Raw genomic sequence first — 25535 nt, 5'->3', positions numbered from 1 at the left:
TTAAATAATTATGCTCATCATAATATGTACACTCTTACAATTGCAATAGATAAGATTATATAGAGAAGTATGATTTAACGTATTATTTACCCTGACTAATAGCGCTTTCCCCAATAAAGAATATTCTATACAAAATTTCTCAAAAAAAAACATAACTTATATGTTTACCCGTCCTTTATTTGTGGGAAACATATATGAGGATAATCCATAGCAAATTTTTCGTTAAAACGTATTACTTTTATTTTAGAAAAAGAGACAGGTAGGAGCTTTCGTAACAAGTCTATCAGTTACTTATATTATACATAGTACATAGCTAATAAGACTTATAGACTGAAAATGCGACAAGAAAGCCTCCGCATTTCTTTTACCTGTTGTTTTCTGTATAATTATGTGGAACGGGCAATGAATTATGCTTTATCTAAAAAAATAGAGAGAAGTTGATGTAATGACCATTCTTGTTGTAGACGATAACCAAGTTAACCTCTTTGTTATTGAAAAAATATTGAAAAGTGATGGTTATGAGAAGTTTGTTTCCGTACAATCTGCAAAAGAAATGTTTGACTACCTAGATGCATCCAATGCTCCTAAGTGCTATGATATTAATGTTATTTTATTGGATGTTATGATGCCAGAGATGGATGGAATTGAAGCTTGTCGTATTTTAAAACAAAATCCTCAATGGAAAGATATCCAGGTAATTTTCGTCACGGCACTGGAAGATAAGGTGAAGTTGTCGGAAGCTTTAGATGTTGGCGGCATTGATTACATAACGAAACCTATTAATCGAATAGAATTATTAGCCCGTATACGTGTTGGGAAAAGGTTGAAAAAAGAACTGGACTGGCATACAAATCAGGAAAAGATTATTCAAAGAGAGTTGGATCTGGCAGCCCGTGTCCAACAAAGTCTTTTAAGCCCACCAGTTCATGAACCGAATATTTCGATTACCGCTTCTTATTTACCATCATCAAATTTAGCAGGAGATTTATATTATTGGGACAAGCTTGATGAAGATCGCTATGCTGTCATGTTATTGGATATGATGGGGCATGGTGTGTCGGCATCGCTTGTTTGTATGTATATTTCATCTGTTTTGCGTGAGGCTATTAAAAAGCTGACCGACCCTGAACGAGTTATTGCAGAGTTGAATCGTTATATGAATTTACTGCAAAATGAAAAAGAAAATATATTGTATTATTTCACAGGTGTGTATTTTATTATTGATACGAAGAAAAAGACAGTGGAATACGTCAATGCAGGTCATCCAAAAGGCTATGCTTTGGTTGATGGTGAAAAGACTGTACCGATTACGCCGACGAGCTATGCGGTAGGTTTTGTTGAAGATATTAAAATTGAAAAGGCGATTATTCCATATAATTCGTCGATCCAAATTGTCCTCTTTACAGACGGTGTTTTGGAAGCAATGGGTCCATGTGAGCTGGAATCTGATAAAGAGTTATGTAAAATTGCGAGTAACCACTGGTCGACGGAAACTTCACCAATTGACTACTTATTGAAGAATGAACAGCAGCATAATCAACCGGATGATATGTGTGTATTATTATTACGTGCCAACAGTTAATAAGCTGAATTTAAATATAAGAACTCAATTTTTCTCTCGTAGAAAAATTGAGTTTTTTGCTGTTTATCCAAAATAAAAAATGGCACATCCATAATAGATGTACCATTTTTCATTTCTTACATATTCAAATATAGTTGTTAAAATCTCTTTTGATAGATACGCTCCGTTCCATTAACGGTGCGGTATTTGGATACGAGTGGAGTAAACTGCAATGTTTCTTTATCTCCTAAGCCAAGATATCCGTTTCTTGCTAAGCTATCATAAAAGAGGTGATGCACTTCATGCTGCAGCTCAGGTGTAAAATAAATGAGCACATTGCGGCAAATGATAATATCAAATTCCTGGAACGATTTATCCGTTGCCAGATTATGCTGGGCAAACATGATGTTTTCGCTTAAATAAGGTTGAAACGTGGCGAAGCTGTCATCCGTTTTATAGTATTGGGAAAAGCTTTCTGTACCGCCGGCTAAAATATAGTTTTTCGTATAGGCTTGCATTTTATGAAGAGGGAAGGCACCTTGCTCTGCTTTTTTCAGCACATCTTCGTTCATATCTGTCGCATACATCATCGTACGATCCAACAGACCTTCTTCCTGCAGCAGGATGGCCATTGAATAAACTTCTTCGCCTGTTGCACAGCCTGCATGCCATATCCGTATTTTATCAAGCTGTTTCAACTGTGGAATGATCTCTTCCCGGAACGCCCTAAAGAATGAGGGGTCCCGAAACATTTCAGTTACATTAATTGAAAAATCGTTCAGCAATACTTTTAACAACTCTTTATCATATATAATCGATTCGGTTAATTGTGATATTGATGAAAAATTATTGAGTCTCATGCGATGTTCAATGCGTCGCAATATAGATTGTTGATTATACTTTCGAAAATCATATCCCGATAATGTGTAAACTGCTTCCAATAATAATCGTACTTCTAACTTCTTTCTATACATTTCGTAAACTTTCCCCACTTGTGAGCCATACCGTTAGTACGGAGAATAGTTGTTCCAAGTTTAAAGGCTTACTAATATAATCGGAAGCCCCTGCTTCAAATGCTCTGTCTTGGTCTTGCTTCATCGCTTTTGCTGTTAATGCAATAATCGGCAGCTCATGTAATTGTAAATCTTTGCGGATACGCTCCATCGTTTCATATCCGTCCATTTCAGGCATCATAATATCCATCAGAACAGCATCAACGCGTGTTGCCGTCTGTAAAATATTCAAGCATTCTACACCGTTAGTCGCTTCTATAATGTGAACACCTTTATGCTCCAATGCCTGACGAAGCGCATAAATATTACGGTAATCATCATCAACAATCAAAATATGCTTCTCATCAAATATCGATTTAGATACACCCATTGGAAGTGCTGGAGTGGCATCTGTATAAACTGCTTCCTGTTCAGAGATGCTCGATTGAACTGCATTTCCGTCTGGTAAGCTTGGCAAGTACACTGTAAACGTACTACCTTGGCCTTCAGTACTTGTTAAAGTAATCCAACCACCAAGAAGTTTAGTAACTTCACGGCAAATCGATAAACCTAAGCCTGTACCGCCATATTTACGAACAGTGGCACCGTCAGCTTGCTGGAACGATTCAAATACAATATTTTGTTTATTTTTCGGAATACCAATACCGGTATCTGTCACACTAACTGTAATCCATGTATCGCTTAGCTGTCTCATGGCAGGTGTTATATGTGCTTTATCCACCTTCACTGTTACCGAACCTTCCTCCGTAAACTTCAATGCGTTGGAAAGCAGGTTATTTAGGATTTGATGGAATCGCTTCACATCCGTATGGAATATTTCCGCAAGATCATTTGCAACATCAACAGATAATTCCAAGCCTTTTTGATTTGCTACCGGCAGGAATAGATTTTGAATATGCTGTGGAATTTCATATACATCCATTTCTCTGAACCATAAATCCATTTTTCCGGCTTCTACTTTCGATAAATCCAGAATGTCATTAATCAGGTTCAGTAAATCTTCACCCGAATCATGGATAACTTTTGCATATTCCAGCTCATCTTCAGATAGATGTTGTTCATGGTTTTCGGCAAGCATTTCAGACAAGATTAAAATACTGTTAAGCGGTGTACGCAATTCGTGAGACATATTCGCAAGGAACTCTGATTTGTAGTTCGAGCTTTGACGCAGCTGTTCAGCACTTTGTCTTAACTCTACCTGTACTTTTTCCAGTTCATGTGTTTTTTGTTCCGCATCACGTGTACGCTCTTCTAAACGTTCATTAATTGTTGTCAGTTCTTCAGTTTGCATTTTCAGTTCTTCAGATTGTGTTTGAAGCTCTTCTGACTGAACTTGCAATTCTTCTGTCATTGCCTGTGATTCATTTAATAGACGAATAACTTCCATACGACCAATAATACTGTTGATCGTTACACCTAGATGTACAACAACCTCTTTAATAAGCTCGCGATGCTGTTCGCTATAAGGCTTAAGTGAAGCTAATTCAAAAACAGCTACGACTTCTCTACCGAAAAGTACAGGAACGATAATACCGTTCGAGATCGGAATATTTCCAAGTGATGTTTCTAAGTAGTGGAAGCTATTATCTTTGTTGTCATAACTTAACACACGTTTCTCTTTTACACTTTGACCGATGAAGCCTTGTCCAACTTCAAAGCTGTCACGACCAACATCATCGCCTGTTTCCGCAAAAGCAGAAATTTTATTGAATTTGTTATGGTTGCGAATATCCTGAATGTAAAATGCACCATACACCGAATGTGTACGAGTCGTTAATGATTTCAGCAATACTTCACCTAATTCATCAAGTGTATCGACACCTTGGTAGGCTGTTACAACTTCGGCCAAGTTCGTTTGGTACCATTGACGGTTTTCCAATGTTGTAAGAAGTGAATTCGTTGCCAGTACGAGATCTTTTACTTCATCGTTCGTTTTGGCAGTAATACGTTTACGTACTTTACCGTCTGAAGCATTCATATCCTGAATCGCTTCAGTAACTTCGTTGATCGAACCGGCAATATTACGTGAAATAATTGTGAAAATAACGATTGTCACAGTCGCAATTAATGTTAAGATCGCAAAAAGACTATACGTTAATGCTGTATTTTGATTATTAAGCTCCGAAACTTTTTCTTGAATCGCTTCTGTTTCAAAAGTACGGAAAGCAGTGAATTTTTGTTGCAGCTCACTAATGGCTAAGCTGCTTTCAACACCGTTGAACGTTGCAAGTATTTCTTCATTATCGTTAGCAAGTATCGCTTTCATTAGAGGCTGTCCAATATTGTTAATCCAATCATCGATACCGCTATGTACTACTTCCAGCTGTTCCTGACCGCTTGAAAAGTCATAAACAATGGTGCTTAATTCATCATAGGAAGCTTTCCATGTTGCCATTTCTTCATTAAACTTATCTAAATGCTTTTCATCGTCTGTAATTAGATAACGATGTAAGGAGGATTCCATATTAAGAATTTGTCGTTCCAGATTGTTTGACATCATACGCATTTGAGAATCATATTTAATAATGTCGTTTCGTTCTTTTTGTAAACTTGTTATTTGATTATTCAAGACAAGCGCCGCAACGATTAAACATACTATGAGAATAATATATCCACTCGTAATTTTGAAGCCAATGCCCAATTTACGTTTTTTCTTCATTATGCTCCTACCCTGCCTTTATATAAAATTTCTATCAACTAAGTATACTATAACTTAGTAAAGTGTACGAATATGATGATTTAAAAAGTGGAAAGAATTACGATGTTTAATCGGTATAAATGATTTAATTCGTATCAATTTTCCCGTAAATTCCGCCACCGCCTCCCGTTATGGCAATTTCTCCTTTTCTCGATAGGTCGATTATCACTGCGAGTTTTTCGGGAATGACGTTTTTCAGTTCATCCAATGAAGCCTCATGCAATATATTCATCTCGGTACCAAAAGCATCCAGCATCTTTTCGATTGTTTTAGAACCAATACCTGGAATAAAATCGAGCGGAACTTGATGAATGTATGGAGGCCTGCTGATTTCCAGTAGCGGGTTATCCGTTAATTCTACAATTCTTTTTGCAACGCCTTTGATCAGTTGTTCCTTTCCGCAATGAGGACAACGGCTATGACCTTCTTCTATTAATTGTTCGCCGCAGTTGGCACATACCGTTTCGTGATATTTGCCAAGAAGGGGATTGAGTCCGTAATTGGCTATGATTTGTCTTCCTTCAATTTGATGGAGCGCTTTTCTCAGCTCCTCAAAATTAGCATCCTTTAGCCGGATTTTCTGATATTCACGGGCAAGCTTTCCTAAAGAATGCGCATCCGAATTAGTTACAAAACTATATTGGGCCAACTCACTGATCCCTTTGACCATCATTGTGTCCGAACTTAAACCAAGTTCAATTCCATCAATGAGTGATGGATCGAAAACTTCCGTTAAGCTGCTTTTAACGCCTTTACCAAAAAGACTTTTAAACGGGGTAAATACATGTGCCGGAATAAACAGACCGTCAAGTTCACGAACTTTTTCCTGCAGTGTACGGCCATCACATCGTGTCCGCTGTGTGCTCAAATGGATGTTCTTCTGATGAAGCTGTAGCCAATTGGAAAACTGCTTCATCTTCGTAAGTGTTGGTATATAGCAAAGGACATGGATCGGTCCATGACAATTTGCATCGTAAATCTCAATTTCAGTTCCTAAAATGAGCGTCGTCTTTTTATAACGAATTCCGCCTTCATCTAATTCTGTTGCTTTTTGTTCATGAAGCAGCTGTTCTACTTCTTCGATTACTTCTGGTGAATGACAATCGATAATGCCGATTAAATCTAATCCTTTTCTCGATGTAGCGGTTTCCAAAATATTTGTCAGCGTCAGGTTTTTGCTTCCTGTTATTTTGACTGCCCGTCCTTTATAAGTACGTCCAATATGTATATGTAAATCCGCATAAATTTCCTTCCACATCGTACACACATCCTTAAAAAAGTTGTTTAATAAATCATACCCGAAATTCGAGGTTTATTTTCAGGGAGGGGAAGTTTATTTACGAGTATTAACTATAAGAAATTTTCAACCGAAATAAATCACTTCCCGGCATCAAAAAATCCTGCTGACAGGGGAAAATCCAATCAGCAGGAGGTCACAGAATATTTTAGTTAAATAATAGATTTTATCGCTTGCCACTTTTCCATTACGACCTCTTCTTCAAACGTACTAATGATTCGATAGTTTTCGTCGTCTAAAATGCGGTAATGCTTGCTTAAAAGATTTTGCTGAAGACGGTGTTTTTTATGTTCGTCGATGTTTTTCCACCATACATACCCGCCCATCGTTTTTTCGCGCGGGGTAATGATGACATTATGCGCAGTAAGTTCAATGACTTCCATCGGATCACCGCCAATACGGTTTTGCAATGTTTCACTATGGCGGAATAGGGCACAAATCGCAATCGTCGTTGTCCAGTTTGCATAAGTGCGCTCTTTCTCGATTTGTACGAGTGTCTTTTTCGAAATGCCCAAAATTTCAGCCATTTTATCTTGCGTATAATTATTTTCAGTGCGGATAAGTTTCAAACTTTCCGATGTTATTTGTATGATAAAATCTCGATCCATCGAATCACCTCGTGTAATAATACACTAAATATAACATAATACTATTTCTATTTCGACGAATTGTAATAAAAAATAGCCTGAGTAAAATCGCTCAGACTATTTTTATATAACAATTATTCGTCTTTTCCTTTTCCAAGCAGCTTGTTTGAAATGACCAGCCCGATCGCACCGATAATAATGAACGAAATCGAACGAATCAGAATATCGAGCTCGGATAAATCAAAGAAAATCATCTTAATAATCCCGAAGAACAGTAAGCCTATACCGACCATTTTCAAATTTGAGTAGCTTCGTTTCGCTGCAAGGAACAGCGATAAGCAGGCGAAGATGAAAATGAATACAGTATTTAGAATAACCGCTGAGCTCCAATTGAGAAGATCATGGAAATTCATGAAATTCGTTATACTGAAAATCCATATAATTGAAATTATCATACTGGAGATCGTGAGTTTCTCTGTATTTTGGCTGAAAAACGTTGTGTAATTTTTATAAATCCAACCTTGTTCCCAAGCATCTGCAACAATTGCCCACAGTATAGCAAAGTATAAAATGCGGACGATAAGGGCGACAAGAACTGCCTGATCGTCAACCCACACAGTCGAAAGTAAAACAAGTCCCGCAAACACGTAAACGCCAAAAGCAAGCCAAGGTAAAAATTTGCCGACGATTTCGCGTTTGACGACTAAAACAGCGGCAAAGGCAAACGCAATTACACCATATGCTAAAAACGTTGTATAATGCTGCGGCATATACGCCCAATCCAGTTTCCAAACATAAAGCAAGGCAATTAAATATAATAGGCACGGATAAATATCTTCCAATTTGAAAAGCCTCTTTTTCTCTTCAACCGGTGCAGCCTTATACTGAAGCAGAACCTTATAAAGAACGGCAAGCATTGCAATAACAAGAACAATGTTCAAATGCCTCAACGAGAAGAATGGCTCCACTTCATAAAACATTAGAACGAAAAAGGCGAGTACAGAAAATGTAATGCCCTTAACCCATTTCATGAATAAAATCGCATGCTTCACCGCAACGACCAGTCCGCCAAATGCCACAACAATCATCAGAAGCAATGACAATTCACTTGAAATATTGAGCTGGGTAATAATATTCAGCAGTACAATCGCCGATAATGTCCCGAACATATCGATCATCAGTCGGTCCGTACGCTTGAATACGATATATAAAGCACTAGCTAATATCGCAAAGAACAAAACAAGAGCGATGAGTAACGGAGTCTCTTCTTGAGAAAGAATACCGTTTATTAATGACAAGATGATGACAGTAAAGGTGAATAGTAAACTAGCATGCAATTTACTATTACTAGAATATAACCTTAAGAAACTTAAGAGAAACAGACTGAAAACCGCAATGATCGCAAATGCAAAAAAGACGAGTCGTTCATCATGGAATATTGAAACCACCGCCAGTGCTAAAACTGAAAAAGCGGTCCCGATATAAAGTGCTCTACGCTGTGTATGCTTTAAAATAACGACTTGCACAACGGCGAACAGCAACACGACGAAAATGCCGATAATGATTCCGCTAAACTGCATGTATTCCAGTAAATACGGCAGTAATAATGACGTAAAGACAACGAGTGCTGTCAATGCTTCATTTCCTTTAACATAGCTGATGAAAACTCCGTATACAATGTAAATTAGTGCAAAAATCAGTGCTACATATAAACTAAGCACGTCATATAAAATGGCCCCCGCAGCAGTTGTTAATATCCCGACAATGAAGGCACCACCGTAAAGCGATAACGCGACAACCCGCGACCCTTTTTCCTTTTTCTCCATATAATAGGCACATGCGCCAAGACCGATCGATAATACAAAGCCGGCAATAATTTTGACGCTATCAGATAAGAAACCATAATCACTAACAAGTTTCAAGCCCCAAAGGACACCGAGCACTAAAATGACCGTAAAGATTCGCGGTAATGCGCGAGTAAACAATTCTTCGAGTGACCGCTTTTCCTTTTCCGGAATAGGGTCTTCCTTAGGAACCGCAACCGTACTTGGTAAAGGGAGATTTTTCCGTACAAAAGGTTTTACCGGTTCATTTTTTATGGGTACAATCTGCTCAATTTTTACATGCTTCTTTAAATGCTGTACTTCTGTTTTTAATGAGCGTACTTCCTGTTCCAAAGCCGCAATCCGCTCCAGCATCTCTGGATCTCTTTCCACACAATCACCTCTTTCAATAAAAGTAATGATACCCTATTAGTGTAATTTTACACTTTTATACTGTGGAAGTAAATCGTTTTCGGAAAATTCATTTACTATAAAGCTAATCTATAAATAAGAGGTAAGAAAAATAGCACAAGGACTATTTATGAGAATGTCATGCATATTATTTATCATTTGAAACTATAATTAAGTAATATAGAAATAAGTAAAATTAGTAGGGGGTAATATGAGTAATTTAATTATTTTTTCAATCATTTTTCTAATCGTCCTAGTAATTTTTATAAAGCTGTTTCGTTCCTTTACCGCTCAATTATATATTCGGAGCCGTATAAGAAAAGGAATCAGGCAGAATTTTAAACAAATTAAATTGGCAAAAGGCAATAAGCAACAGCTTTATGACGTATATAAAAGTGTTTATAATAACGTGACATCTAAACCAAATCGATTATTTGCCTCCAGAGACAGAGATAAGTTCGAACTGAAAGCAAATACAGAATTAAATCGTATGACGAGAAATCCTTTTACAAAACTGTATGCAAGCGCATTAACGTATTCAAAAGGGTTATTTACGTGTCTTTTTCTTATTGCGACAATTCTTTCAGGAGGAATTTTGAAGGATGAAGTAAAAGCCTCTTCATTGACATTGCCGACAGTTGACGAAAACATTCAACTAAAACTGAATGTTAACTTGGAAGATAAAATCGATCAGATCGTGACAAGCTTTATGCAAGGTGAAAATAAACTGCAAAGCTTTAAATTTCAGGATTTGGCGAATAAGAAGGTTGTTCCGGTTTACGATGTAAAAGATTTACCGCAGGCAGTGACAAATGTGGAGCAGTTAGGTCAGGCAATCGCCCACCATATGTCGCAGTTTGAACATCAGTTTACGGTTTACTATGAGGGGGATGTCTCTGATTTTGAAACGACTATTGATGAAGTATTTGCATGGCTGGAAATAAATGAACCGTATTTATGGGCGGTTATGGGCGAGTTTTCAACACGCGCCAAATACTATGGCAATAAAGTCGAATGGCATGCAACGGTAAACTATGATTTAACAGCAGAAGAAAATGCCATTGTGCTAGGGAAAATCGACCAAATTATAAGTACAATTCCGGAGAACGCAACGACATCGGAGAAAGTGAAATTTGTGAACGATTATTTAGTCGTGCATACAGCGTACAATGTGGACAGTAAAGCGAATCCGCATACACCGTATTCTGTTTTAATGAATGGGGAAGGTGTCTGTGAAGGATATGCACTGGCCGCGTTATTAATGTTTGAAGCGCTCGGTATCGAGGCGAAATATGTTGTCGGTAATGCAGGCGGACCACATGCCTGGAATTTGGTGAAAGTGGATGGACAGTGGTATCACCTCGATATTACATGGAATGACCCGGTTCCGGATCAGGGAGATCGAGTCCATTATCAATATTTCCTTATAAGCGATGAAAAACTTTCGAATGACCATGAATGGATTAAATCGGATTATCCGAAAACATCTGTTAATGATTACCTGTAAAAAAATATTGACAAAAGGATGTATTAACCACATAATACACTTATTAGGTGTATGAAGTGCTTAATACATTTTTTTGTGCATACTGTATTAAGTAGTTAGTACAGAGTACGGTTCGACGAATTTTTTTGCGGATAGTGTATTAAGTGGATAATACACGAAAGGAGCTGAACAAGGTGGATGTGAAATTCAATAACCGGGATCCTGTATATGTGCAGGTTATCCGTCATTTTAAGGAACAAATTGCAAAAGGTTCGTTTGCGCCAGGGCATGTCATCCCATCTAGACGGGAGTTGGCCAATCAGCTCAAAATCAACCCGAATACAGTGCAGCGTGCCTATAAGGAAATGGAGGAGCAGAAATTGATTTATACAGAAGGAAATATGCCAAGTTGCATTACGAAAGATGAAGCGGTATTAAAAAGTGTACGTGAAGAATTAATTAGTGAAGCGGTGCAAGTATTTATCAGTTCGATAAAATCAATCAATGCGCCATTTCCCGAAATAATGGAGCTCGTACAGAAACAGTATGAGGAGGCGGAGCAGCGTGATTGAAGTAAAAAATGTCTCTAAAAAATATAAAAGAAAGCAAGTATTGAAAGATATGAGCTTTACTGCAGAAAAAGGGCAAACAAAAGAGGAAATAGTCATTTACAGATATAATATCGGACAGCAGAGATGGCTTGAACCGATTACTGTACCGTATTCTGAAAAAGTGTTAATTCCTGAACTTAATAGCACGACTTCACTAAAAGGAAAGTTTTACGTCATGACAGAAGTGAATAACGATTTTGTACTCAAGATTTTTGATATTGAACAAGGTACATTATTATATGAAGGAAAACTTATTAATCATAATATGAAACAAAAATATTATATTCACATAACTGATGTTTATGAATTAGAAAAGTAACTTTAAAAGACTTAAAACTCAATAAATTTGGCTACCAACAGATTTTTGGAGTATATAATAGAAAGACGCTTAATCGAGGCATGTGCGGAAAATTTTTAAGATATTCCGGCAAACCGTTATTAATTAATGTATTATCTTCAATTCAATTATTCCATACAATGGGTAAAGAAAAGAAATAAGCTTAAATGCACATAACAAATCCTGCTATCTTTAATGGTAGCGGGATTTTTTTATCTTCGGATCGCTTCAACTCTCGAAGAATATTATAGTCTTAAACAAATGATTGACTGAATATTCGCATTTATTTACACTGAGGAAAATAGGCGACATAGAGAGACAGCTAGAATTAGACAAAGGAGAGGGTATGTTGTGTTTAAATGGAAGAGCAAAGAGCAGTTGAGGCAATTATTATTTGAACTTGTACAAGTGCAAAGTGTATCAGGTTCAAAGGCAGAAAAGGAATTCCCTGATATTGTAATGAAAAAACTGTCGGAGCTGACGTATTTCAAAGAAAAACCTGGCCATTTAAATCGAACATATTTGAATGATGGGCGCAGTTTCATTAGCGCATTGGTCAAAAAATCTCCGGATACTAAAAAAACAGTCGTATTAATTAGTCACTTTGATGTAGTGGATGTGCAGGACTACGGAAAATGGAAACAGTTTGCTTTTGATCCTGAGAAGCTAACGGAACAATTTTACTCGATAAAAGACGATTTGCCTGAAGCAGTGCGGGTTGATATGGAAAGCGGAAACTGGCTATTCGGAAGAGGAACTATGGATATGAAGTGCGGGCTTGCCTTGCATATGTCCATTGTTGAACGAGCGACATTCGGAGATTATGACGGCAACATCTTGTTATTGACTGTACCGGATGAAGAAGTAAACTCTGAAGGAATGCGGGCAGCGGTTCCAAAACTAGTGCAACTTTCGGAAGAGCATAATCTTAAATATACTACAATTTTAAATTCAGAGCCGATGTTCAGCAATTTTCCGGGGGATAAAAATAATTACTTCTATACCGGATCTATCGGAAAAGCATTGCCGGGCTTTTTATGCTACGGAAAGGAAACGCATGTTGGGGAACCTTTTGGTGGATTGAATGCGAATTATATGGCATCCGTGCTTACAGCTGAAATGGAATTAAATACGGATTTCTGTGAAAAGGTGGGCGAAGAAATGACGCCGCCACCAACGAATTTAATTTATCGCGACTTGAAAACGGAGTATTCTACACAAATTTCACACCGGGCTGTGACACTGTTTAATTTATTGTTATTTGAAAGAAGCATGACAGACGTTGTTTCATTGCTCCAGCAAAAAGCGATCAAAGCGGCAAATGAAATCGAACAGTCTTATATGAACAAAGCTACGAAATATTCAAAGCATACGGAATTTACACCGCAGCAATTAAAAGTGAAGGTCATGACGTATGAGGAAATTTATGAATATGCGAGGGAGAAATACGGTGAAGAGAAAGTTGAAGAACTCCTATCAAATCGTGACAGCGAAAAAGACGATCGGGAACGAACGATTGACCTCGTTGATCAACTAGCTGCGTTATGTAATGAACTGGCACCGATGATTGTTATCTTCTTTGCGCCGCCATTTTATCCTGCAATCAGTTCAGGGAAAAATGGACTCATCAGCAATCTTGTAAATGAGTTGAAGCAATACACGCATAAAACATTTAATATGGAGTTTACTATTCAAAACTACTTTGCCGGGATATCGGATTTAAGCTATGTAGGGTTGAACTATGAAAACAGTTCAATTGCATCGCTTATAAACAATATGCCGGTTTGGGATAAAGGTTACTCGCTGCCGATCGGGGATATGAAAAAGCTGAATGTTCCGGTACTGAACATCGGTCCGGTTGGTAGAGATCCGCATAAGTGGACAGAGCGGCTCGACGCGGACTTTGCATTTGTAACATTAGTCGATCTACTGCAATTGACGATTGAAAAATTATTCGCTGCGCATTATGAGGTGAATGAACAAATCGTGAGCAAATAATACTCCTTAACGTTTTATCGTTAGATTTATGTTACAGTGGGAATACTAACCGCCATAAAGAGCGGAGTTGGAGGATTATGATGACAAATACAGTAGACGAACTATTAGAATCGCTAGTGGCAGCGACAGTAAATAATGAAGTGAAATGGAGTAAAGGTACGGAAGCATTGGAAGAAGTGTTGGAAGAAGTATACGGCAACACGGAAAAGCTTTTTTACTTCTTTGATGAAGAAGAAGGTTCAAACATCGTTTTAGCAACGTATCAATATTATGAAGGCGAAGTAGAAGCCGATGAATTTTTAAAAGAAGGCATGAGCTTGTTTGTCATCGACGCAGATGATTTTGAAATTTTAAATGAAGTAACAGACGAAGATGCGGACGATGCAAAACTATTCTCGGCATTGATGGAAGCGATTGAAGAAGCGAAGTAAGGTTTAATAATGTAACGGATGTGGGCGGTTTAGAATCGTTTGCATCCGTTATTTTGTTTTGCGGGCTTTAGAGGTGGGGGTTATTAGAACAATTGTAGCCGATATTAGAAGAATCGTGAATTTGAGGCGGTGGAGAGCTTATATTCCGGGTGAAAATGGCTGAAAGAAAACGTGTGTGGATTTTATTAGAACAATAGAGTGATTTATTAGAAGAAATTCAAGTGATATTAGAAGAACTGGGTTTGATATTAGAAGATCCGTAAATTTGAGGAGTAGGAGAATCTTTATTGACGGTAAAATGGGTGAAAAGAAGCCGTGTCTGGATTTTATTAGAATATTTGAGCGGGTTATTAGAAAATCGAAGCAGGATATTAGAAGAAGTACATACTTTATTCGAACATCCGGGACACTTATTAGAACAAACCGCACTTATATTAGAAAATCGGCAATATATTAGAACAAATAAAATTATATTAGAACTTCTGCGGTTATATTAGAAAATCCGGCCAGTGTCCGCTGCTGTATCATAATTCAACGCGGCCGCCTCGGCAGACCCCCAACAAAAAAACGCCCGGTAACTAACCCGGGCTCCACACTTAAACAATCAACTATTCAATATCTCAAACCCTTTCACCGTTAACGGCACTTCACCAAAAGGCTTCTGATCAAACTGTTCTTCGATATAAATTTCCGCCAACATCTGTTCACGTTCACCGGCAGTTTCACCATGCTTCACCGAGACAACCGCTTCGTATAAACGGGCAAGCTCCTGCATAAGCGGTTTTGCCTCAAGTGTTTGCATTGCCGGATCCAGTGTGACAAACACTGCAAAACGCTGCTCCACGACAGAGGCAAGCTGCTGCAAATACGGATGGTTCGTTTGCTGTAATTCATGAAGAAGCGTAATATGCGCATTCTTTTGCACGAGGCGAATAAGTTCATGTGCCAAAATGTTCGCTGTTCCTTCCCAAACAGTCAATACTTGAGCATCGCGAAGCAGGCGAGGGAGCACGAAATCCTCAATATAGCCGTTACCGCCATGAAGTTCGATCGCTTCATGCGTGAACTCAATTGCCCATTCTGCGGTTTCCTTTTTCACTAACGCAATCAATAGGCGGACAAGCTGCTGTTCTTCCTCTGAAGCATTCCCGCTGACAACTTCATCATAGCGCGACACTAAATCAAACAACGCGACAAGTGATGCATGCCATTTTGCGTGCAGTGCGCCTAACGTATGCTTCACCATAGGGAACTCGGCAACAGTCTGGCCAAAAGCGATACGCCCGTTTGTATAGTGGACCGCTTCATCCAGTGCGCGTTTCATAATGCCGACAGATGCTGCGGCATTGCAAATACGGGATAGGTTGAGCGCCTCGAGCATATAGTAGATTCCTTTGGACGGATCGCCCACAACATATGCTTTTGCACCATTAAACTCGACTTCTCCAGATGGTACTGCTTTTACGCCAAGCTTATCTTTCAAACGGCGGATCGTAATGTGGTTTAGCTCTCCATCGTCGTCACGCCATGGAACAGCAAACAACGTTAAGCCGCGTGAGCCCTGTTTGGAATTGTTCGTCTGGCGAGCAAGCACCATCGCAACGCCGCACATCCCGGCATTCGATGCAAAGTACTTTTCACCGTATAAACGCCATTCACCTTGTTCAAATCGCGCTTCCACGACGTTCGCACCGACATCTGAGCCCCCTTGACGCTCCGTTAAAAACGTAGCCCCCTCAAATAATTCCGTATCGCCTGTTGCACAAATATGCGGCATAAACTTCTGTTTCAGCTCTTCAGATGCATAGTGCTCGAATAAATACGCAGTGGCCATCGTCAATGTAACAGGACAGTAAAAGCCGGGTTCAGTTTGCGACAATAAATAGCCTTGCGCAAAGCTGTATACATAATTGCCTTTGTGACCTAATTCAGGAATGTCTTTATGCACATAGCCGACAATCCCTGTTGCATAAGTCTCGGCAACCGTTTGTTTGTAGCCCTCATTCACAATGACTTCACTTACTTCATCACCGTATGCATTATAGCGGCGTAATCTCGGTTCACCTTCCCGGTCCGTCACTTTGGCACGGGCATCAATTGGTCCGGCACAAAGCGCACCGAATGCAGTAAGCCGTTCATCTGCATAACGGTAAAAAAATGGCGAAAGCTTTTGCTGTAATAGCTGATGCAATGTTTGATCAAATTTATAAAAGTTCTGGCTCTTTTCACGTTTATTGGCTAACACTTGCATTTGCTTCACCTCTTAGCTGCTGTTTTAATATTTTCCCGGAAGCATTGCGCGGAAGTGCTTCAGTTTGTTCAAAAATTTTCGGGATTTTGAATGCGGCAATTTTACCTTCTAAGTGCTCGCGAATTTCCTGCTCGGAAACAGGGACTTTCGCACAGTAAACCGCTTTTACTGTTTCACCCCATTCAGGATGCGGTACGCCGAACACCGCTACTTCAAAAATAGCGTCATGCAGAAGTAGCTGATCTTCAATTTCTTTCGGATAAATATTAACGCCGCCGGAAATAATCACATCTTTCTTACGGTCAACAATGTAAATATAGCCGTCTTCATCAATACGGGCTAAATCACCTGAACGTACCCAGCCATCAACAAAAATGTTTTTCGTTTCTTCCGGATTTTTATAGTATTCTTTCATATTACCTTCACCGTATAAAACGATTTCGCCAATTTCTCCTGGAGCTACATCTTCATTTAATGCGTTAATAACACGCAGCTCTGTTCCAAATGGTGCTCGCTTACCGATACTACCTGCTTTGTGAGGGTGGTCGGCAGCATGTAAAATCGAACCGCTCGGACCTGCTTCCGTTAGACCGTACACACATACTAAGTTGTCCGTATTAAACTGCTGTTGAATATATACGACTTCTTTTTCAGACAGTGGTGCGCCTCCGTACACCCACCATTTCATTGAAGATAGATCCGCACTTGCGATACGCGGTGAACCGGCCGTTAGAAGGTAGGCAACAGGTGCGCCGAAGAAGTGCGTCGTTTTGTATTTTTCTACCGTATCTATTAACAAGTCAGGCGTAAACGTCGGTGTGAGTACAGCTGTTGCCCCGACTAAAATGGCGGTAACTAAAAATAAATTCAATGGAGCAGAATGAGTTAACGGCATCATAATCAGCATTCGGCTTTCAGGTTTTACTTCCATTTCAATTGCAATCATATGCGATACAGCAAGTACATTGCGGTTTGTCAGTAAAACTCCTTTAGGATTGCCGGTTGTACCGGATGTATAAAGTAAAGTTGAATTATCATCCTCCACTAAGTCACAGCATACAACTTCATTAGGGGCAGCTTCCTGGAATTGATTGAAGCTTAGCCAGTCATGGACAGCAGGACCTGTTTTTACTTTTAGACCATTGAACATAATCGTAGCGGCCTGTTCGAAAATCAGCTCATGGACAAAAATCGCCTTCGCATCGCTATGATTGAGCACATACTCAATTTCACGTGTGACAAACTTGGCATTAATCGGTACAACGACAGCACCAATACGCTGAATGGCAAAGTAAAGCGCGACGAACTCCTGCACGTTTGGCATAAAAATCCCGACCTTATCGTCTTTAACGATTCCGCTTGCACGCAAGGAGCCGGCAATTTTATTTACTTGATCATCCAATTGTTGATATGTCGTTTCCTGACCGAGACTAATGACAGCAACTTGATTCGGATACTTTCTTGCATGACGAGCTAACAGATTAGAAATATTCATGATTGGTCCTCCAATAATAGAATTAGTTTTTCCTGAAAAATAGCTTCCGTCTTTTCGATTTCATGACGGATTTCATACAACTCTTGAATCTTCTGGTCAATTTCCTTTAATTTTTGCTGACCGTATTCGATTGTCCGCTCCAGCTGTTTAATACCTGTACGATCAAGGTCAAAAAGCAAAATCATTTCCTTAATTTCTTCCATAGAAAAGCCATACTTTTTTCCGCGGATAATTAGCTTGATCTTTGCCTCCTCCCGTTTGGAATAATGGCGCATTCCATTATGAGGTCGTGTCGGTTTCAAAATCCCGAGTTCTTCATAGTAGCGCAATGTTCTCGGTGTGAGTGCATATTCTTTAGCGATTGTTTTAATGGATTTCACATGAGACACCCCCATTGGCGAAAGTATAACATTTACGTTAACGTCAATTTAAAGAGAAATAAAGAATAAAAAAGAAAAAATATTTATTGAAGGCGAGAATAAGGGGAAGTAAGGGTTGGGTGGTTAATCGCGAGCGGAACATGAATAGGAAAATAAGTATAGTCCATATTAAATACAGCGTGTTTCTCAATGGAGAAGCCGCTTTTTTATTTATATTCTTATAAAATTCTTACTATATAAAAAAATAGTACGCATTAAGTAATAATCCCATTGACAATCGTTATCAAATAGCATTATTATTCTAATTAGCGATAATGATAATTGTTATCAATTAATTTTAAGGGGCGTTAATGAGATGAAAACGAAAAAGTTCTATTCTTTAATGGCAATGCTTTTCGTAGCAATGGGCTTACTAGTTGTTGCGGGTTGCTCAGATAAAGAAACAAGTACAGATGAGAAGAATTCAAATGAAACAACAGGTTCTTCGAATTCAGAAGATTCGGCAACGCAATATCCAATCGTAATTAAACATGCATTAGGTGAAACAGTAATTGAAGAAAAGCCGGAACGTGTAGCATCAGTTGCATGGGCAAACCATGATGTGGCACTTGCTCTAGGAGTAGTACCAGTAGGTTTCTCAGCAGCAAACTACGGTGTACAAGATGAAAGCGGAATGCTTCCATGGACAGCAGAAAAATTAAAAGAGCTTGGTGAAGAAAATCCGAATATTTACCAAGATACAGATGGTATAGATTTTGAAGCGATTTCAGATTCAAATCCGGATGTTATTTTAGCAGCATATTCAGGTCTTACACAAGAAGAGTACGATACATTAAGCGAGATTGCACCGGTCGTTGCATATCCGGAAACTCCATGGGTTATTACATGGCGTGACCAAATCCTATACAATGCTAAAGGTATGGGTATGGAAGAAGAAGGTAAACAATTAATCGCTGATACAGAAAAGTTAATTCAAGATAAAGCAAACGAATTCCCGGAAATCAAAGGTAAAAAAGCGGCATTCGGTATGTTTAACGCTACAGATTTATCGAAGTTCTATATTTATACACCAGCTGATCCACGCGGTGAATTACTGGAAGAGCTAGGCATGGAATATCCGGAAAGCATTAAAGCGCAAGTTCAGGATGAAAGCAGCTTCTATATTGAGTTAAGTGCAGAAAATGCAGATGCTTTAAATGATGCTGAAATTCTGATTGCATATGGCGATGACAACACATTAAAAGCACTTCAGGCAGATCCGATTTTAGGTAAAGTTCCTGCAATCAAAAATGGTACGGTTTTAATTATTCCTGACAACACACCACTTGCTGCTGCAGGAAATCCGAACCCACTGTCAATTCAATATACAATCGACGAGTATGTAACTTTAATTTCGGAAGTTGCAAAAAAGTTAAAGTAATATGAAAAGTACATCCGTTTTAGATAAGAAGCAAATTATGGTGCCGCGTAATTTTATAAAAGTATTATTGCTTTTAATTATTTTACTCGGACTATGTATACTAGCATCACTTGTATTTGGTTCGCGGATGATTAGCTGGACAGATCTTCTGAATGGGCTATTCCATTCAGAAGCTCAGTCTCATGAAGCGAACGTCGTAAGGCAGCGTGTGGTAAGAACTATTTTCTGCTTACTATGTGGTGCAGCATTAGGAGTTTCCGGTGCGCTTATGCAATCGGTAACACGTAACCCTATTGCAGATCCAAGTATTTTAGGTGTAAACACAGGGGCATCCCTTTTTGTCGTTTGCGGCATTGCCTTCTTGAATATCAGTTCAGCAAATCAGTATATTTGGCTTGCGATAGCGGGAGCTTTTATTACCGCTATTTTTGTATTTGGAATTGGTTCAATGGGGAAAGGTGGCGCAACACCATTAAAACTCGTGTTGGCAGGTGCAGCTACGAGTGCAATTTTATCATCACTGGTCGTTGCAGTCATGATACCAAGAACGAATGTAATGGATCAGTTCAGATTTTGGCAAGTCGGAAGTGTCGGTTCCGGCAGCTGGGATACAATCACGTTATTTATTCCATTTATAGTAGTAGGACTATTTATTGCCTTAATTACAGCTCCGGCATTAAATGCGATGGCATTAGGTGACGATGTTGCGACAGGGCTGGGTGTACGCACAGGTACTGTAAGAATTGTAGCGGCATTAGGTGGCGTATTATTATGTGGTGCTGCAACGGCATTGGCAGGTCCAATCGGCTTTATTGGTTTATTAGCTACACATATCGTACGTCTCGTAGTGGGCCCTGATCTACGTTATATTATTCCGATGTCAGCATTGTCGGGGGCAATTATTTTAACCTTTTCCGATGTAATCGGAAGGCTTCTTGGCAGTCCAAGTGAGCTCGAAGTTGGAATTGTGACGGCCTTTATAGGTGCGCCGATTCTAATTTTAATTACGATGAAAGCGAAAATGCGTGCAATATGATGAATGAAACGATGAAGACGATTAAGACGTCAAGATTAAAAAGAAAACGCCGGTTTATATTGATGACTTCCTTGATGGCAATCATTTCGCTAGTACTTTGCGGTTTGATGCTTATGCTCGGCAACACGATTTATCCGGTACAGGATGTCATAAAGGTTTTACTAGGTGAACAAGTGAAGGGAGCAACCTTTGCGGTAAATACAATTCGTTTCCCGAGAATGGTAGCCGGTTTGTTTGCGGGCTTTGCATTTGGAGTCGGGGGTTATATTTTCCAGACCATGCTGCGCAACCCGCTGGCAAATCCAAATGTAATCGGAATTACAACAGGTTCAAGTGCTGCAGCTGTATTTTGTATCATTGTATTAAATGCAAGCAATACGGCCGTATCCATCGCAGCGGTAATCGGAGGCCTTGCAACAGCTATCTTTATTTATCTGCTGGCAAAAGGCACTTCCTTTTCGATTGGTCGACTTATTTTAATCGGTATCGGCATTCAGGCGATGCTGACTGCCTTTATCAACTATTTAATGCTTATCGGGGATACACATGATATACCGGCTGCAATGAGATGGCTGAGCGGAAGTTTAAATGGTGCAAAATTAACGAACTTATATCCACTAATTCTTATCGTGTGTATTTGCACACCGATTTTAATGTATTTTGCGAAGCGTCTGGAAATGCTGGAGCTTGGTGAACAGGCGGCGACGTCTCTAGGCGTCAATACAAATCAAACGAGAGTCATTCTTATTATTACGTCGGTGCTCATGATTGCATTGGCGACTGCTGCAACGGGTCCGATTGCCTTTATATCATTTTTGGCAGGTCCGATTGCAAAGAAATTAGTAGGTGTCGGATTTTCAGGTCTTATTCCTGCAGGTTTAATCGGTGTTATTTTAGTACTGGCGGCAGATCTTATCGGACAGTTTGCTTTTGAGACACGCTATCCGGTAGGGGTCATTACAGGGATAATCGGTGCACCATACTTAATTTATTTATTAATCCGTATTAATCGGAAAGGAGATTTATGATGAAATCGACACATACATTCCAAACGGAAAATCTTGTTGCAGGCTATGACAACAAAGCGATTTTACAAGGTGTTAGTCTAGCGATTCCAAGCAATAAAATCAGCATTATTATCGGTTCGAATGGCTGTGGGAAATCGACACTTTTAAAAACGATGGCACGATTAATCAAGCCAATCTCCGGCCAAGTATTGTTGGATGATAAATCAATTAACAAAATCCCGCCGAAGCAACTTGCACGTGTTTTAGGACTTCTTCCGCAATCACCGATCGTACCTGAAGGCATCACGGTTGCTGACTTAGTTGGCCGGGGCCGGTTTCCGCATCAGAGCTTTTTAAAGGGCTGGTCAACTGAGGATTATGATGCAGTTGCGGAAGCGATGGAAATGATGAACATTACCGAACTTGCCGACAGTCATATCGATGAGCTTTCAGGAGGGCAAAGACAACGTGTATGGATTGCAATGGCACTTGCACAGCAAACCGACATTTTGTTTTTGGACGAACCGACTACATACTTGGATATTACGTACCAAGTTGAGATTTTGGACTTATTGACGGATTTAAATAGTAAATACGGAACGACAATTGTAATGGTACTCCATGATATTAATTTATCCGCCCGCTATGCCGACTATATTTTTGCTTTACATAAAGGTCGACTTGTTTCAGAGGGTACACCAGCAAACGTAATTACGAGTGAATTGATCAAAGATATATTTAATTTAAACTGTGTTGTCACACAAGATCCTGTTTCGGATTCGCCTTCTGTTGTACCAATCGGAAGACACCATTCGAAATCCGGAATGCTCGTTTAGCTGCAACTTAGTCAATGGAATCCGGAGGCGATTTCGCGAAAAGTGTTATTGTCCGACAAATGAAAAGAATGGAGTGTTTCGAATGAACGATATTTATGATGTAACGATAATTGGCGGTGGTCCTAGCGGATTATACAGTGCGTTCTATGCAGGGTTGAGAGATTTAAAAACGAAAATTATTGAATTTCAGCCGACGCTCGGCGGGAAGCTTCACGTTTATCCTGAAAAGATCATTTGGGATATCGGCGGTATGCCTCCAACACCAGCACAGCAAGTCATTGAAAATCTCATTAAACAGGGACTGACATTTAAGCCAACCGTATGTCTAAATACGAAAGTCGATTTCATCACAAAAAAAGAAGATATATTTGTGATTGAGACAAGTTCAGGCGAAAAACACTATTCGAAAAAAGTGATTGTTGCAGTAGGCGGGGGCATTATTAGCCCGATTAAATTGCATATTGAAGGCGCGGAAAAGTATGAAGTATCGAACTTGCATTATACAATTCGAGGCATTCAAAGCTTTAAGGACAAGTCACTGCTGATTTCAGGCGGAGGCAACTCGGCGATTGACTGGGCAAAGGACCTGATCGGTATTGCCAAGCAGATTACCGTCATTTACAGAGGCGAAAAGCTATCTGCGCACGAAGCACAAATCCGTCATTTACAGGATAATGGCGTTCCTATCATTACAAATACACAGATTAAAACACTTGTAGCGAATGAAACGAAGACAAAAATAGAAGAAGTTATTTTGGAAAATGTCGTAACAAAGGAAACATCGAAAATCGTAGTGGATGATGTCCTTGTAAACCACGGCTATGACCGGGATTCTTCATTTACTTTTGATACGGCACTTTCTCCGGAAAAAGATAAAGACTATGATTATTATTATTTGACGGACGGTAAAGGGCTGACATCGGTTGACGGTATTTACGCTGTTGGCGATATTTCCAAATATGACAATAAAGTATATTTAATTACCGGTACATTCCAGGATGCTGTTAATGCGATCAATGCCATCAAAATTAGCCTTGAACCAACAGCAGATCAGTATGCAAAAGTTTCTTCGCATAATGAAGTATTCGAAAAACGTAACCGTGAACTGATGAAGGACATGCTAGTGAATGGCTAGTATGATGAACGAATAAATTAGAATAAGTACAACGCAGAAGTTTACATGAAATTCTGCGTTTTTTTATTGATGTTGGAAGGGGAATAATCAATTATAATGGAAGTATTATGGGAATATATGCAATGCATTAAAGGAAGGGGAGTGCTATGGTTTTCCAAAGAGTAATTGATTATAAATGGCTCTTGATTGCTTGTGTCATTTTACTTAGTAATATGGTTGTTTATCAGTTGTCGTTTGTTTCCGCACTTTCAGATGAGCAAGTACAAGGAATGGTAATCGGTTCGCTAATTGACTGTGCAATTGTGGCACCGGCGCTTCTCTTGCTGCAAAAGCGGAAATGGACTGTCAAAAATTTTGTTGTCTTTGTTGCTGCGGGTATTTTATTTGCTCGATTAGTCATCCCTAATGGATTGATGGAACCTTTCCGTTATATAACTTTTTCTGCAATCGCTGTAGAAGCGGGATTGGTTTTTGTAGAATTGATCATTTTATTTGTTTTCATAAAATATTTACCGAGCATCATGCGGACGGTCAAATTAGAGCAGGAGCAACTTATATTTGCATTTCCTCGAATTGTAGCAGAGAAAGTGAAAGATAACGTATTAATGAGAGTACTTTGCCAGGAGATACTCGTTTTTTATTATGCGTTTTGCAGTTGGAAGAAAAAACAGCCAGGCGGATATACCGTTCACAAAAATACAATGTACGTAGGTGTTTTAGTGATGATTTTCCATGCAGCTTTATTTGAAGCAGTCGCATTTCATTGGTTTTTCCATGACCGTATGCCGATTTTAGCTTGGGGCCATACAGTTTTATCACTTTATGGACTCTTATTCTTGCTGGCAGATTCCCGCGCACTTGTACTAAATCCAGTCCGGATCGAAAACGGAAATTTATATCTTTCCAACGGCTTATTGAAACAAACAAAAATTGAGCTGAAAAATATTTCGCAACTGCATACGTCCCTACAAGATGAAAAGATTTATCATTTTAAAGTGTTAGGCAATACAGAGGAACAGCCCGATTTTATTCTTGAGTTGAAAGAATTGCAGACAATTCAAATAGTAGGCGGATTTGAAAAAAAGGCAAAGTATATTGGGGTTTATGCAGATACGCCAGCGCAATTACGTAGCGAAATAGAGTTAGTGATAATAGAGAAATAGTGTAAAAGATTAAGAAACCGGGTATAGATTATAGAACGCAATGTTATGAGGTGAAAAGATGAACATTCGAATATTAGGTTATAAAGATGCAGAACAATATAAACAAGTTAGATTACACGGGCTTTTAAATTCTCCAACATTATTTAGCTCGTCTTTTGAACATGAAAACAATTATACAGTCCCGGAAATTGAACAACGTCTTCGCCCGCAAGCGGATAAATTTACGCTTGGGGCATTTGAAGAGAACGAGCTGATCGGAATTGCGACATTTATAAGAGAAGCGGGCGCAAAACTAAATCATAAAGGCGTTCTTGTCGGACTCTATGTTATGCCTGAATCAAGAGGAAAAGGTGTAGCACGGGATATGATTGAAGAACTGTTGCGCCTATTAAGAGAAAACGATGGTCTTGAACAGCTGCATTTAACTGTCGAGTCAACAAATGAACAAGCAATCTCTCTTTACGAATCACTAGGGTTTAAGCAATTTGCAAAGGAAGAGCGTGCACTAAAGGTTGACGGAAACTATTATGATCAAGTGTGGATGGTAAAAGAGTTATAG

At 39.1% G+C, this 25535-nt stretch carries 22 protein-coding genes; 14 read left to right on the top strand and 8 right to left on the bottom strand.

The features are described from left to right. Window positions 1–445 precede the first annotated feature (445 nt). Entirely contained in the window at window positions 446–1582 is a 1137-nt protein-coding gene (locus tag B5473_RS07170; RefSeq protein ID WP_079524245.1) for a SpoIIE family protein phosphatase, read from the top strand. A 137-nt stretch (window positions 1583–1719) separates the two neighbouring features. Here the strand turns inward: B5473_RS07170 and B5473_RS07165 are convergent, their stop codons facing one another. The 5 genes from B5473_RS07165 to B5473_RS07145 form a co-directional block, all read right to left on the bottom strand. Then, window positions 1720–2535, bottom strand: coding sequence for a CheR family methyltransferase (locus B5473_RS07165; protein ID WP_079524244.1), 816 nt, complete (start codon window positions 2533–2535; stop codon window positions 1720–1722). Beyond that, window positions 2528–5233, bottom strand: a complete 2706-nt coding sequence (locus tag B5473_RS07160) for an ATP-binding protein (RefSeq protein WP_079524243.1) — start codon at window positions 5231–5233, stop codon at window positions 2528–2530. Before B5473_RS07160 ends, B5473_RS07165 begins: the two co-directional genes overlap by 8 nt. Before the next feature lie 124 nt (window positions 5234–5357). Continuing rightward, a complete protein-coding gene (locus tag B5473_RS07155) occupies window positions 5358–6530 on the bottom strand; it encodes an endonuclease Q family protein (RefSeq protein ID WP_079524242.1) in 1173 nt (390 codons plus the stop codon). Window positions 6531–6721: 191 nt separating this feature from the next. Further along, window positions 6722–7177, bottom strand: a complete 456-nt coding sequence (locus B5473_RS07150) for a helix-turn-helix transcriptional regulator (RefSeq protein ID WP_079524241.1) — start codon at window positions 7175–7177, stop codon at window positions 6722–6724. Window positions 7178–7290: 113 nt separating this feature from the next. Next, window positions 7291–9372 (bottom strand): DUF2339 domain-containing protein, encoded by a 2082-nt coding sequence (locus B5473_RS07145; protein WP_079524240.1) that lies wholly within the window; start codon window positions 9370–9372, stop codon window positions 7291–7293. Window positions 9373–9742: 370 nt separating this feature from the next. On the opposite strand from B5473_RS07145, the gene B5473_RS07140 reads away from it, so the two are divergent. The 6 genes from B5473_RS07140 to B5473_RS07115 all read left to right on the top strand — a co-directional run bounded on the left by B5473_RS07140 (window position 9743) and on the right by B5473_RS07115 (window position 14750). Beyond that, window positions 9743–10897 (top strand): transglutaminase domain-containing protein, encoded by a 1155-nt coding sequence (locus B5473_RS07140; protein ID WP_254865268.1) that lies wholly within the window; start codon window positions 9743–9745, stop codon window positions 10895–10897. Between the two features lie 173 nt (window positions 10898–11070). Beyond that, window positions 11071–11448, top strand: coding sequence for a GntR family transcriptional regulator (locus B5473_RS07135; protein ID WP_079524238.1), 378 nt, complete (start codon window positions 11071–11073; stop codon window positions 11446–11448). Beyond that, the gene (locus B5473_RS07130; RefSeq protein ID WP_079524237.1) at window positions 11441–11806 is read left to right on the top strand and encodes a hypothetical protein; all 366 of its coding nucleotides are present in this window, start codon (window positions 11441–11443) and stop codon (window positions 11804–11806) included. Before B5473_RS07135 ends, B5473_RS07130 begins: the two co-directional genes overlap by 8 nt. Before the next feature lie 369 nt (window positions 11807–12175). After that, complete coding sequence (locus B5473_RS07125) at window positions 12176–13822, top strand: M20/M25/M40 family metallo-hydrolase (protein ID WP_079524236.1); 1647 nt, start codon at window positions 12176–12178, stop codon at window positions 13820–13822. A gap of 80 nt (window positions 13823–13902) precedes the next feature. Next, window positions 13903–14253, top strand: coding sequence for a hypothetical protein (locus tag B5473_RS07120; protein ID WP_079524235.1), 351 nt, complete (start codon window positions 13903–13905; stop codon window positions 14251–14253). A gap of 287 nt (window positions 14254–14540) precedes the next feature. Next, window positions 14541–14750, top strand: a complete 210-nt coding sequence (locus tag B5473_RS07115; RefSeq protein ID WP_254865267.1) for a phosphomannomutase — start codon at window positions 14541–14543, stop codon at window positions 14748–14750. A 107-nt stretch (window positions 14751–14857) separates the two neighbouring features. Here the strand turns inward: B5473_RS07115 and B5473_RS07110 are convergent, their stop codons facing one another. Genes B5473_RS07110 through B5473_RS07100 form a run of 3 tightly spaced genes read right to left on the bottom strand, consistent with a single transcriptional unit; the run spans window position 14858 to window position 18379 of the window. Continuing rightward, on the bottom strand, window positions 14858–16504 hold the full coding sequence (locus B5473_RS07110) for an acyl-CoA dehydrogenase family protein (RefSeq protein ID WP_079524234.1): 1647 nt from the start codon (window positions 16502–16504) through the stop codon (window positions 14858–14860). Then, entirely contained in the window at window positions 16485–17999 is a 1515-nt protein-coding gene (locus B5473_RS07105) for a class I adenylate-forming enzyme family protein (RefSeq protein ID WP_079524233.1), read from the bottom strand. Before B5473_RS07105 ends, B5473_RS07110 begins: the two co-directional genes overlap by 20 nt. Beyond that, window positions 17996–18379: a MerR family transcriptional regulator gene (locus B5473_RS07100; RefSeq protein WP_079524232.1), complete on the bottom strand. Its 384-nt coding sequence runs from the start codon at window positions 18377–18379 to the stop codon at window positions 17996–17998. The genes B5473_RS07105 and B5473_RS07100 overlap by 4 nt, the downstream gene beginning before the upstream one ends. 355 nt (window positions 18380–18734) lie before the next feature. Here B5473_RS07100 and B5473_RS07095 point away from each other — a divergent pair, with 355 nt between their 5' ends. The 7 genes from B5473_RS07095 (at window position 18735) to B5473_RS07065 (ending at window position 25535) form a co-directional block, all read left to right on the top strand. Then, window positions 18735–19799: an iron-siderophore ABC transporter substrate-binding protein gene (locus B5473_RS07095; protein WP_079524231.1), complete on the top strand. Its 1065-nt coding sequence runs from the start codon at window positions 18735–18737 to the stop codon at window positions 19797–19799. A gap of 1 nt (window position 19800) precedes the next feature. Further along, a complete protein-coding gene (locus B5473_RS07090; RefSeq protein WP_176142047.1) occupies window positions 19801–20835 on the top strand; it encodes a FecCD family ABC transporter permease in 1035 nt (344 codons plus the stop codon). After that, window positions 20832–21863: a FecCD family ABC transporter permease gene (locus tag B5473_RS07085; RefSeq protein WP_079524230.1), complete on the top strand. Its 1032-nt coding sequence runs from the start codon at window positions 20832–20834 to the stop codon at window positions 21861–21863. The genes B5473_RS07090 and B5473_RS07085 overlap by 4 nt, the downstream gene beginning before the upstream one ends. Beyond that, complete coding sequence (locus tag B5473_RS07080; protein WP_079524229.1) at window positions 21863–22678, top strand: ABC transporter ATP-binding protein; 816 nt, start codon at window positions 21863–21865, stop codon at window positions 22676–22678. Before B5473_RS07085 ends, B5473_RS07080 begins: the two co-directional genes overlap by 1 nt. An 82-nt stretch (window positions 22679–22760) precedes the next feature. Next, window positions 22761–23813 carry an NAD(P)/FAD-dependent oxidoreductase gene (locus B5473_RS07075; protein WP_079524228.1) on the top strand — a complete coding sequence of 351 codons (1053 nt, stop codon included), beginning with the start codon at window positions 22761–22763 and terminating at the stop codon, window positions 23811–23813. A gap of 146 nt (window positions 23814–23959) precedes the next feature. Continuing rightward, on the top strand, window positions 23960–24976 hold the full coding sequence (locus B5473_RS07070; RefSeq protein WP_079524227.1) for a hypothetical protein: 1017 nt from the start codon (window positions 23960–23962) through the stop codon (window positions 24974–24976). A gap of 58 nt (window positions 24977–25034) precedes the next feature. Then, a complete protein-coding gene (locus tag B5473_RS07065) occupies window positions 25035–25535 on the top strand; it encodes a GNAT family N-acetyltransferase (protein ID WP_079524226.1) in 501 nt (166 codons plus the stop codon).

Origin of the sequence: Solibacillus isronensis, from assembly GCF_900168685.1 — a bacterium.
Taxonomy (GTDB): Bacteria; Bacillota; Bacilli; order Bacillales_A; family Planococcaceae; genus Solibacillus; species Solibacillus isronensis_A.
The sequence above is the reverse complement of the archived record's forward strand: the minus strand, read 5'-3'. Positions and strand labels throughout refer to the sequence as shown.

Coding starts and splice junctions, on each gene's coding strand:
- B5473_RS07170 (WP_079524245.1), top strand. CDS start 446: ATGACCATTCTTGTTGTAGACGATAACCAAGTTAACCTCTTTGTTATT.
- B5473_RS07165 (WP_079524244.1), bottom strand. CDS start 2,535: ATGTATAGAAAGAAGTTAGAAGTACGATTATTATTGGAAGCAGTTTAC.
- B5473_RS07160 (WP_079524243.1), bottom strand. CDS start 5,233: ATGAAGAAAAAACGTAAATTGGGCATTGGCTTCAAAATTACGAGTGGA.
- B5473_RS07155 (WP_079524242.1), bottom strand. CDS start 6,530: ATGTGGAAGGAAATTTATGCGGATTTACATATACATATTGGACGTACT.
- B5473_RS07150 (WP_079524241.1), bottom strand. CDS start 7,177: ATGGATCGAGATTTTATCATACAAATAACATCGGAAAGTTTGAAACTT.
- B5473_RS07120 (WP_079524235.1), top strand. CDS start 13,903: ATGACAAATACAGTAGACGAACTATTAGAATCGCTAGTGGCAGCGACA.
- B5473_RS07110 (WP_079524234.1), bottom strand. CDS start 16,504: ATGCAAGTGTTAGCCAATAAACGTGAAAAGAGCCAGAACTTTTATAAA.
- B5473_RS07105 (WP_079524233.1), bottom strand. CDS start 17,999: ATGAATATTTCTAATCTGTTAGCTCGTCATGCAAGAAAGTATCCGAAT.
- B5473_RS07095 (WP_079524231.1), top strand. CDS start 18,735: ATGAAAACGAAAAAGTTCTATTCTTTAATGGCAATGCTTTTCGTAGCA.
- B5473_RS07090 (WP_176142047.1), top strand. CDS start 19,801: ATGAAAAGTACATCCGTTTTAGATAAGAAGCAAATTATGGTGCCGCGT.
- B5473_RS07085 (WP_079524230.1), top strand. CDS start 20,832: ATGATGAATGAAACGATGAAGACGATTAAGACGTCAAGATTAAAAAGA.
- B5473_RS07080 (WP_079524229.1), top strand. CDS start 21,863: ATGAAATCGACACATACATTCCAAACGGAAAATCTTGTTGCAGGCTAT.
- B5473_RS07075 (WP_079524228.1), top strand. CDS start 22,761: ATGAACGATATTTATGATGTAACGATAATTGGCGGTGGTCCTAGCGGA.
- B5473_RS07070 (WP_079524227.1), top strand. CDS start 23,960: ATGGTTTTCCAAAGAGTAATTGATTATAAATGGCTCTTGATTGCTTGT.
- B5473_RS07065 (WP_079524226.1), top strand. CDS start 25,035: ATGAACATTCGAATATTAGGTTATAAAGATGCAGAACAATATAAACAA.